Source organism: Companilactobacillus insicii, from assembly GCF_003946015.1.
Taxonomy (GTDB): Bacteria; Bacillota; Bacilli; order Lactobacillales; family Lactobacillaceae; genus Companilactobacillus; species Companilactobacillus insicii.
The window spans coordinates 1-8,516 of sequence record NZ_RHNU01000055.1 but is presented as its reverse complement, the minus strand read 5'-3'; the positions used below and the strand labels follow the sequence as shown (position 1 = coordinate 8,516).

Here is an 8,516-nt window from a genome sequence, read left to right as displayed (position 1 = left end):
GGCATAAAAAAATCCACACCATTTCTAGTGTGGAAATTGCTCTAAGATGTCTCACCAATACTATTTGACATAGAGCCTAAAAAAATAGCTCAGAACGAAATGTTCTGGGCTATTTTTCATCCATCAACACGTGTTTAAAACGTTCTAACAGGTGTGATCAATTGTACAAAGTTATCTTTATCATCCACTGGACGTAATGTAAATGGATGAAGTGGTGATGTAAAGCTCATTTCAATAGTTGTGTTACTACCGAATGATCTTAAAGCATCCTTCAAATAATCAGGGTTAAAGGAAATATCCAAATCTTCTCCATCCAGATTTTCAAAATCAAGAACTTCTTCAACTGTACCTACTTCTGGTGAGTTTCCATACAATGTAGCTTTTTTATTGGCAGACTTGATTTCTAGTTTAATAACATTATTACGACTCTCATGTGAAAGTAGTGAGGCACGTTCAACTGATGCAAGAAGATTTGAAGTATCAAAGGTCAACCTAGTATTTGAGTCCTCTGGAATCAAACGATCAGTTTCTGGATATCTACCATCTAGTAGACGTGAATAGAACATTACATTGTCAAAACTGAATAATACTTGGTTTTCAGAAATTGACATTGAGATTTCCTTAACTGAATCACTGATTGTTCTAACTAATTCGGTCAAACTCTTACCTGGAATAATTAAGTTGTATTCTTCTTCACTAGTGATATCGATCTTTCTTTGAGAAAGTCTATGTGAATCTGTTGCGACTAAAGTCAATCCTTCATTATTAATAATGAAATTAACACCAGTTAGTACTGGTCTACTTTCTTGATTTGAAACAGCAATAACTGTTTGGTTAACGACTTCCTTAAATAAGTCAGTTGGAAAAACTAATTGGTTATCTGTTTCAACTTCTGGTAGATGTGGATAATTATTTGCATCCAAACCATTGATAGTGAATTCTGAAACCCCGGATGTAATTAGTGTTTGATTATTATTCAAAACTTCAAGTTCGAAATTGTCTCCTGGAAGTTTCTTGATGATTTCATTAAAGAATCTAGCAGGTAAAACGATTGAACCAGTACTTTCGATTTTTAAATCGTTGTCACTTTCATCCGCAGAAATAAATGATGTAATTGAAATATCTGAATTACTTCCTGTGATTGTTAAGCCAGATTCTGTTAGGTCAAGTTTCATCCCAGTTAATATTGGAATAGTTGTTTTTGTTGAAATTGCGCGTTGGACATTTGTAGTTTGATTAACGAATTTTGATCGATCAATTGAAAATTTCATTTGCGAACTCCTTATTTTAATTAATTAATATATAAATAGTAGTAGTAGTAGGTGCTGTTGATTCTGTGGAAAACCTAGAAAACCTTAAGAGGCTGTTGAAAAAATAATGTTATTAACAGCTGTGGATAACTTCTTGAAAATTAAATAGTTATTAACATGTTAATTTCTTAATTCATCCTTAAGTTCGTTGACGGCCATTTTAATATTGTCATCCTTAATGACTAATTCGGCTATTTTATCACATGAGTGCATTACTGTCGTATGATCTTTGCCACCGAATTCCATTCCAATTTGAGGAAGTGAACGGTCAGTCAATTCTCTGGATAGATACATTGCGATTTGTCTTGGAACAACAATCGTTTTGACACGCTTCTTACCTTTTAGATCATTTATTGAAACATGATAGTATTTAGCAACTTTGTTTTGGATATTGGCAATTGAAAGTCCCTTCTTTTCTTTTGATAGCTTGAAGAGTTTCAATGCATCCGCAGCGACTGATTTAGTTATGTCCGCGTTTTCTAGAGTTGAGTAAGCTTGAACTCGAATTAGTGCACCTTCTAGTTCACGAACATTTGTATCTACTTGTTCAGCGATGTAGGACAAAGTATCGTTTGGTATTTCAAGTTTTTCGGCTTCGGCTTTATTTCTTAAAATAGCGATTCTTGTTTCTAAGTCAGGCGCAGTAATATCAACTGATAATCCCCACTTGAATCGAGAGACTAGTCTTTCTTGAAGCTTAGGTATTTCATTAGGTAGCCTATCTGATGTCATAACGATTTGCTTACCGTTGTCGTGAAGTTCATTAAAGGTATGGAAGAATTCTTCTTGTGTACCCTCTTTTTCGGCGAAGAACTGAATATCATCTATTAATAGTAGATCTACGTTACGATATTCCTGACGAAAATCATCTTGAGTTCTTGTCTGAATTGAGTTTATGAAGTCATTTGCGAAGGTCTCACTAGTTACATATTTGACCTTAGCACCGGGATCGATTTTGATCATTTGATGTCCAATCGCTTGCATCAAGTGAGTCTTACCTAATCCAACGCCACCATAAATAAATAGTGGATTGTAAATAACACCTGGTTCTTCTGCGACGGCAAGTGCTGCGGCGTGTGCCATTTGGTTGCCAGATCCAGTAATAAAAGAATCGAATGTGTATTTAGGATTTAAATGAGAGTTATGAAAAACATGACCCTCATTTTTTTTTGTTGATTCAGCCTTTTTTGGTGTTTCTTCTATTGGTTGATCAGCTTTAGCGTGTTCGTCTTCGGTTTCGATAACGGGGTTTAATTCGATGCCGTTAAATTGGTATGAATACATAGCAATATCTTCGGCATAATGTCGTTCCCAGTAATCTTTGTGAAGTTCAGTTGGAACAGTTATATGGATGTCATTTCCTTTAATATATAAAGGTTTTGCACTTCCGACCCAAGTTGTGTAACTGACTGGGGTTAAACTTTTTTTCAGTTTTTCTGTTAAATAATCCCAAAAGTCATTTATTTCAGAATCGGATGAATTATTTATATTTTGCACGGATCTACCCCCAATCGTAGTTGTTTTTAGATTTTTCCCGGAAAAAAGACATTGTATAGTTTATCATTGTATAAAATAGTTTTCCACAGAACAGACGTTTAAATTAAATACTTTTGTTTATTTAGTTATCCACAGAGTGGAAAATACATTTTTATATTTTTAACAACATGTTTATTTGAAAATAACAATCTTGTGGAAACTAGTGGACATTTGGAGTTATTAACACAGTTATCCACAGAACGTTTTAGGATATATGCCTATTCTACAAGGGATTTGACCTGGTTGTAAACTACTTTTGAAACCTGTGGAAAACTCATTCACAGCAAAAAAAATCGATGGAAAAGTATGTGGAGCATCTTGTGTAAAACTTTTGTTGATAACTTAATCCACAGATTATCCACAAGATTAAAAAAGCAAAAAAGCTGATAAAATCTCCTACTAATAGAAAATTTGGTATTTAAATTACACGAAAAGCATGGTATTATATACGAGCAATTGTCTGAAGAAGTGATATTTTAATTTAAAAGTTTAAAGTCAGGAGGTTTATTGAATGACTACAAAGAGAACATTTCAACCAAAGAAGCGTCATCGTGAACGCGTCCATGGTTTCATGAAGAGAATGAGTACAAGTAATGGTCGCAAGGTTCTTGCAAGACGCCGCAAAAAGGGTAGAAAAGTATTATCAGCTTAGTTTTGAAGGATCACTAATTTTTGGTGGTCTTTTTTTATTACAACTTAAGAGACTATGGTGACATATGAGAAAAAGTTATCGAATTAAAAAAGAAAATGAATACCAATATGTCTATTCACAAGGAAAGTCATTCGCAAATCGAAATTTTGTTTTGTATAAGATGCCCAAAGAGGGTCAAAAACATTTTCGAGTTGGACTTTCAGTAGGTAAGAAGGTTTCCCACACTGCCGTTGGACGTAATCGTATCAAGAGGTACGTGCGCCAATCTCTATTGGAATTAAAACCTGAAATACCAGCAGAATTAGATTTTCTGGTTATTGCTAGAAAACCATCTGTTGATTTGGACATGTTTGAAACGAAAAAAAATATCGTACACTTACTAAAATTAGGTAAGATTATAGGGTAAGAAAAATAAATAGACTTATAGGTGTAAAAGGTGAATAAAAAAAGCTTAAAGAAATACTTAGGTGTTGCACTCTTATTGAGTGTGGTTCTAGTTTTAGCCGGTTGTTCCAACCTAAATGAGCCAATTACTAGTAGCAGTACTGGATTTTGGGATCACTATGTCCTTTATAGTTTCTCAAGATTTATTCTATGGTTAGCATCGCTTGTTGGGAACAGCTATGGTTGGGCGATAGTTCTATTTACTATCGTAATTAGAGTTATTCTATTGCCTCTTAACTGGTTCCAAATTAGAAGTATGAATAAACAGATGCAGATTCAGCCGCAAATGCAGGCGCTACAAAAGAAATATTCTGCTAAAGATGTTGATACACAACAAAAACTACGTGAAGAAACGCAGAAACTATATAGTGAAGCTGGAGTTAATCCGGTAGCTGGTTGTTTGCCTTTGATCGTACAGATGCCAGTTATGTTTGCTTTGTATCAAGCAATTTATAAGACTACGCAATTGCGTGATGGTAGTTTCTTGTGGATGCAACTAGGTAAGGCCGATCCTTACTACATTATGGCTATTTTAGCTGCAGCATTTACTTTCTTGAGTACGTATATTTCCAGCTACTCACAGCCAACGCAAAACGCTACAACAAAATTGATGACATATGTTATGCCAATCTTTATTTTTGTTCCAGCTTTAACATTCCCATCAGCTATTACAATTTACTGGGTTGTTACTAATGCGTTCCAAGTTCTTCAGACATTGGCTTTCCAAAATCCGTTCAAGTATCGTCGTGAGCGTAGAGAAAAGGAAGAAGCAGAGCGTGAAAAACAGCGTAAGCTTAGAAAAGCTAAGAAACGTGTTTACAAGCGTCGTAAATAATTGACAATTTGAACAAATGTGGTTAAGATGTTTTAGAAATTTGTTTTGAAAAAATTGTTATATATAGAAAAAGTAGTCAAAGTGCTTTTCCGTCTTTTTGAGGCGGATTATGCACTTTTTTTGTGCCTTAAAACAGAGAGAGTGGAGGAAAGGAGTTAAGACCTTGAGCATTACATAGACTAATACAGGTATCGTGAAACGATGCATGTGTTAGTTGTAGTAAGCGCAGAGGTTTGCCTTTCCGCAACTCGTTTAAATAATCAAATTCAAAGGAGATCAAAATGGCAACAGTAACTGAATATGACACCATCGCAGCTATTTCAACCCCACCTGGGGAAGGTGGTATTTCAATCGTTCGTGTTTCTGGAGATCAGGCGGTCGAAATTGCCCAAAAGATTTATAAGGGAAAGAATCTAGCTAAAGTTCCAACGCACACTATTAATTATGGACACATCTATGATCCGACTGATAACAGCTTAGTTGATGAAGTTATGGTATCTGTTATGCGCGCACCTAAAACTTTTACACGTGAAGATGTTGTTGAAATCAACACTCATGGTGGAATCGTGCCAACTAATAAAGTATTGCAACTACTGATTGGTGCAGGTGCTAGAATGGCTGAGCCGGGCGAGTTTACAAAGCGTGCCTTCTTGAATGGTCGTATTGACTTAACCGAGGCTGAATCAGTTATGGACTTGATTCGTGCCAAAACTGACAAAGCTATGCAAGTAGCGGTAAATCAATTGGATGGTAACTTAAATCACTTGATTTCAAACTTGCGTCAAGAAATACTGGATGCTTTAGCACAAGTAGAAGTAAATATCGATTATCCAGAGTATGATACAGAACAAATGACGACCAAGATGTTACTAGAGAAGGCCAGATTAGTTGGATCTAATATTGATAGTTTGTTGAAGACAGCTGATTCTGGGGAGATTCTACAACATGGATTAGCAACAGCCATTGTTGGTAAGCCAAATGTTGGGAAATCTAGCCTATTGAATAGATTGTTAGATGAAGACAAGGCTATCGTTACAGATGTCGCTGGTACGACGCGCGATGTTGTCGAGCAATACGTTAATATTGATGGTGTTCCGTTGAAGCTGATTGATACCGCTGGTGTTCGTGATACCAAGGATAAGGTCGAAAAAATCGGTGTTGAACGCTCAATTAAGGCTCTGAATGAAGCTGATTTAGTAATCTTAGTACTCGATTCTAGTCGTAAGCTTGAAGATGATGATATTGAGTTATTGGACGCTACTAAAGATAAGTGCCGAATTATTATCTTTAACAAAAATGATTTAGTACCCGTTATAACGCCCGATGACGTTAAGCAATTAAAAAATGACGATATTATTCTCGTTACATCGGCAATTAAGAACGATGGTATCGATACAATTAAGAACGATGGTATCGATACAATTAAGCAAACTATCGGTAAAATCTTTAATGCTGGTATTGAAGATAGCAGTAATGATGTTATCATCACTAGTGCTAGACAAGCCGGGCTATTACGTCAAGCTAAGGTTAATTTAAATGATGTTATTTCAGGTATTGAGGCAGGGATGCCAATTGATTTGGTACAAATCGATATGACTTCTTGTTGGGATACATTAGGTGAAATAACTGGTGAGAGTTATCCAGATGAATTGATAACACAACTATTCTCACAATTCTGCTTAGGAAAATAGAAAACAGGTGAAAGAATGCAAGTAAAGGAATTTGATTCAGAGAATTACGATGTCGTCGTTGTAGGAGCCGGACATGCTGGTTCTGAAGCTGCACTAGCAAGTGCCCGCATGGGTCAAAAAACACTCTTAGTAACGATTAACTTGGACATGGTGGCGTTTATGCCATGTAACCCTTCAGTTGGTGGACCAGCTAAAGGAATTGTTGTTAGAGAAGTTGATGCCCTTGGTGGTGAGATGGGTAAAAACATCGACAAGACTTATATCCAAATGCGGATGTTGAATACAGGTAAGGGTCCAGCCGTTCGAGCATTGCGTGCCCAAGCTGACAAGAATCTATATCACCGTATGATGAAGGAAACTTTGGAAAAAGAACCCAATTTAACACTTCGTCAAGGAATCGTAGAGAAGCTCATTGTTGAAGATGGTGTTTGTAAAGGTGTTGTTACAGCTACCGGTGCAAGATATCACGCTAAGTCAGTTGTTTTAACTGCTGGTACATCTTCACGTGGTAAGATCATCATTGGTGAATTAACTTACTCATCTGGTCCCAATAACAGCATTCCATCAATCAAACTGTCAGAAGACTTAGAAAGTCATGGATTCAAGCTAACACGCTTTAAGACTGGTACACCTCCACGTGTTAACAAATCAACAATTGATTTTGATAAGACAGAAGAACAACCAGGAGATAAAGAACCTAATCATTTTTCATTCGAAACTCCTGATTCACAGTATTTGAAGGATCAATTGTCATGCTGGATGACATATACTAACGCTACAACTCATTCGATTATTCGTGAGAATCTCAGTCGTGCACCGATGTTCTCTGGTGTTATTAAGGGTGTCGGTCCTAGATATTGCCCTTCAATTGAAGATAAGATCGTACGTTTCGCTGATAAGCCACGTCATCAGATCTTCCTTGAACCAGAGGGTAAAGATACCGAAGAGTATTATGTTGGTGATTTCTCAACATCAATGCCTGAAGAAGTTCAATTAAAGATGTTGCATTCAGTTGCTGGTTTGGAACACGCTAAGTTGATGCGCCCAGGTTATGCGATTGAATATGATGTTATCGAACCTTGGCAATTGAAACTTAATTTGGAAACCAAAGTTGTTAAAAATCTCTTTACAGCAGGTCAAATGAACGGTACTTCTGGATATGAAGAAGCTGCCGGACAAGGTTTGATGGCCGGAATAAATGCGGCATTGCGTGCACAAAATAAGGATCCGTTTATTTTGCGTAGGGATGAAGCTTATATCGGTGTTATGATTGATGATCTAGTTACAAAAGGTACAAATGAACCTTACAGATTACTAACTAGTCGTGCCGAGTATCGCTTGATTTTACGCCATGATAACGCTGATTTGAGATTAACTGATAAAGGTTATGATCTTGGACTTATAAATGATGACCGTTATGAAAAATTCAATGAAAAACGTAACGCTACAAAAGAAGAATTGAAGCGTCTAAGCCGTAAAATGATCACTCCTAAGATGGCAGAACCATTTATGACAGCTCATAATTTGAAGGGGCTAAAAGATGGTATTTTGGCTGATCACTTATTGAAACGTCCGGAAGTTCATTACGAAGATATCATCGATATGATTGGTAATCCTGATGAAGGTCCAGTTGATCGTCGTGTTAAAGAACAAGTTGAAATAGCTGTTAAGTATGCTGGATATATTAAGAAGGAACAAATGAAGATAGAACGTTTGAAGAAGATGGAATCGAAAAAAATTCCTGATCGCATCGATTATACAAAGGTTCCATCACTAGCTACTGAAGCTGTTCAAAAGTTGAGCAAGATAAATCCACAAACAATTGCTCAAGCTAGTCGTATCAGTGGTGTAAATCCGGCTGATATTGGTATTTTGAGTGTATATATAGAACAAGGTAGAATTGCTAAAGTATCTGAATAATAAATGAGATTTGAACAAATAAAAAACGCCACGAGAAATCAAAAATTTCGTTTCTTTCTCAAGTTTGGTTATAAGAGATTTAGACCGGATTAGTAATCCAGTTCTGATTAAACTTTTGAAGATTAAAA

Annotated in this window: 7 protein-coding genes; 5 read left to right on the top strand and 2 right to left on the bottom strand. The window is 36.2% G+C overall.

Annotation, left to right across the window (positions count from 1 at the left end):
- Positions 1 to 134: 134 nt before the first annotated feature.
- Together dnaN and dnaA are read right to left on the bottom strand one after the other, a co-directional pair.
- A complete protein-coding gene (dnaN, locus tag EKM79_RS11850; protein ID WP_125569058.1) occupies positions 135 to 1,271 on the bottom strand; it encodes a DNA polymerase III subunit beta in 1,137 nt (378 codons plus the stop codon).
- 159 nt (positions 1,272 to 1,430) lie between these two features.
- On the bottom strand, positions 1,431 to 2,807 hold the full coding sequence (gene dnaA / locus EKM79_RS11845; protein WP_125569056.1) for a chromosomal replication initiator protein DnaA: 1,377 nt from the start codon (positions 2,805 to 2,807) through the stop codon (positions 1,431 to 1,433).
- A 550-nt stretch (positions 2,808 to 3,357) separates the two neighbouring features.
- Here dnaA and rpmH point away from each other — a divergent pair.
- From rpmH to mnmG, 5 genes are all read left to right on the top strand, one after another.
- Positions 3,358 to 3,498 carry a 50S ribosomal protein L34 gene (rpmH, locus tag EKM79_RS11840; RefSeq protein ID WP_010625561.1) on the top strand — a complete coding sequence of 47 codons (141 nt, stop codon included), beginning with the start codon at positions 3,358 to 3,360 and terminating at the stop codon, positions 3,496 to 3,498.
- Between the two features lie 64 nt (positions 3,499 to 3,562).
- Positions 3,563 to 3,904: a ribonuclease P protein component gene (gene rnpA / locus EKM79_RS11835; protein WP_125569054.1), complete on the top strand. Its 342-nt coding sequence runs from the start codon at positions 3,563 to 3,565 to the stop codon at positions 3,902 to 3,904.
- A 30-nt stretch (positions 3,905 to 3,934) separates the two neighbouring features.
- Positions 3,935 to 4,777 (top strand): membrane protein insertase YidC, encoded by an 843-nt coding sequence (gene yidC, locus EKM79_RS11830; RefSeq protein ID WP_125569052.1) that lies wholly within the window; start codon positions 3,935 to 3,937, stop codon positions 4,775 to 4,777.
- A 281-nt stretch (positions 4,778 to 5,058) separates the two neighbouring features.
- Complete coding sequence (gene mnmE / locus EKM79_RS11825) at positions 5,059 to 6,468, top strand: tRNA uridine-5-carboxymethylaminomethyl(34) synthesis GTPase MnmE (RefSeq protein ID WP_125569050.1); 1,410 nt, start codon at positions 5,059 to 5,061, stop codon at positions 6,466 to 6,468.
- A 15-nt stretch (positions 6,469 to 6,483) separates the two neighbouring features.
- On the top strand, positions 6,484 to 8,388 hold the full coding sequence (mnmG, locus tag EKM79_RS11820) for a tRNA uridine-5-carboxymethylaminomethyl(34) synthesis enzyme MnmG (protein WP_125569048.1): 1,905 nt from the start codon (positions 6,484 to 6,486) through the stop codon (positions 8,386 to 8,388).
- Positions 8,389 to 8,516 lie beyond the last annotated feature (128 nt).